Origin of the sequence: uncultured Campylobacter sp. (genome assembly GCF_937997465.1) — a bacterium.
Classification (GTDB): Bacteria; Campylobacterota; Campylobacteria; order Campylobacterales; family Campylobacteraceae; genus Campylobacter_A.
On the sequence record NZ_CALKTQ010000227.1, the window covers coordinates 1 to 1,587 of the forward strand.

Annotated in this window: 1 protein-coding gene; it reads left to right on the plus strand. The window is 47.9% G+C overall.

Going from position 1 to position 1,587, the window contains the following annotated elements; translation table 11 throughout:
* Positions 1 to 195: 195 nt before the first annotated feature.
* Positions 196 to 1,587 (plus strand): polyphosphate kinase 1 (ppk1, locus tag Q0546_RS07615; protein ID WP_298791898.1); only part of this gene is annotated, 1,392 nt, incomplete at its 3' end.

The following is a 1,587-nucleotide window of genomic DNA, read 5'->3' on the forward strand; positions in this document are numbered from 1 at the left end:
TAAAATCCAAAAGACCGCCATGCCAACGCATAAAATAATAACCGCCCAAATATATTCCATCTTATTTCCTTGCCTATTTTTTCCGAAGCTTAATTTGTTTTTCGTTTATTATAACACAAACTTACGGCTTTTCGGAAAGGCCGTGATTTAAGAGAAAATTCGCTAAAATTTATGAAAGTTTAAAAAGGATGGAAAATGGATGAGAAAAAGAGTGTTTTTATCAACCGCGAGCTTAGCTGGCTACGCTTTAACTCGCGCGTTTTGGCTCAGTGCGAAAAGGTGTTGCCGCCGCTTGAAAAGCTAAAATTTATCGCGATTTATATGACTAATTTGGATGAATTTTACATGATCCGCATCGCGGGGCTTAAGCAGCTTTTTGCCGCTGGAGTCGCAGCTAGCGGTAGCGACGGCATGAGTCCACTCGAACAGCTAAGAGAGATCAGAAAATACATAAAAGACGAGCTTGCACTCGTGGAAAAGCACTATAAAGACGCGCTAAAAGAGCTCGCGCAAAACGGGCTTTTTATCAAAAATTACGACGAAATTTCACCCGAACTTCGCGCCAAATGCGACGAGTATTTTTTCTCAAACATCTTGCCTGTCATCGTGCCTATCGCAGTTGACGCCACGCATCCGTATCCGCATCTAAACAACCTTAGCTTTAGCCTAGCTGTCAAGCTTGCCGACGCAGATAGTCCAGAGATCATAAAATTTGGCATGATACGTATCTCGCGCGTTTTGCCGAGGTTTTATCAGGCGGCCGATAATGTCTACGTGCCGATAGAAACGATCGTACACCGCCACGCAGAGGAGATTTTCCCGGGTTACAAGCTGCTTAGCTCGGCGGCGTTTAGGGTTACCAGGAACGCCGACATCGTCATCGAGGAAGAAGAGGCGGATGACTTTATGATGATCCTCGAGCAGGGGCTCAAGCTACGCCGAAAAGGCGCCTTTGTGCGCATGCAGATACAAAAGGACGCCGATGCCGAGATAGTCGAGTTTCTAAACTCGCACATGAAGATTTTTTATAAGGATATATACGAGTACACCGTTCCGCTCACGTTAAATTCGCTCTGGCAAATCGTGGGAAATAAAGAATTCTCCCACCTCTGCCTGCCGCCGTATGCGCCAAAGACCCTGCCGCCTTTTAGCAGCCACCTATCGATGTTTGACGTCATCGACAAAGAGGACGTGCTGGTCGTGCATCCCTACGAGAGCTTTGATCCCGTCGTGCAGTTTATCAGGGAGGCGAGCAAAGACCCGCGCGTGATCTCGATCCGCATGACGCTCTACCGCGTCGATAAAAACTCGCCTATCATCCAGGCTCTCATCGACGCCGCAAACGACGGCAAGCAAGTAACCGTAATGGTCGAGCTGAAGGCGAGATTTGATGAGGAAAATAACCTGCACTGGGCAAAGGCCCTAGAAGACGCCGGCGCGCACGTGATATACGGCATCACGGGCTTTAAGGTGCACGCAAAAGTGAGCCAAGTCATCCGTCAAGAGGGCGGCAAGCTTAAATTTTACATGCATTTATCCACGGGCAATTATAACGGCGGCTCGGCGAAAATTTACACCGACGTGAGT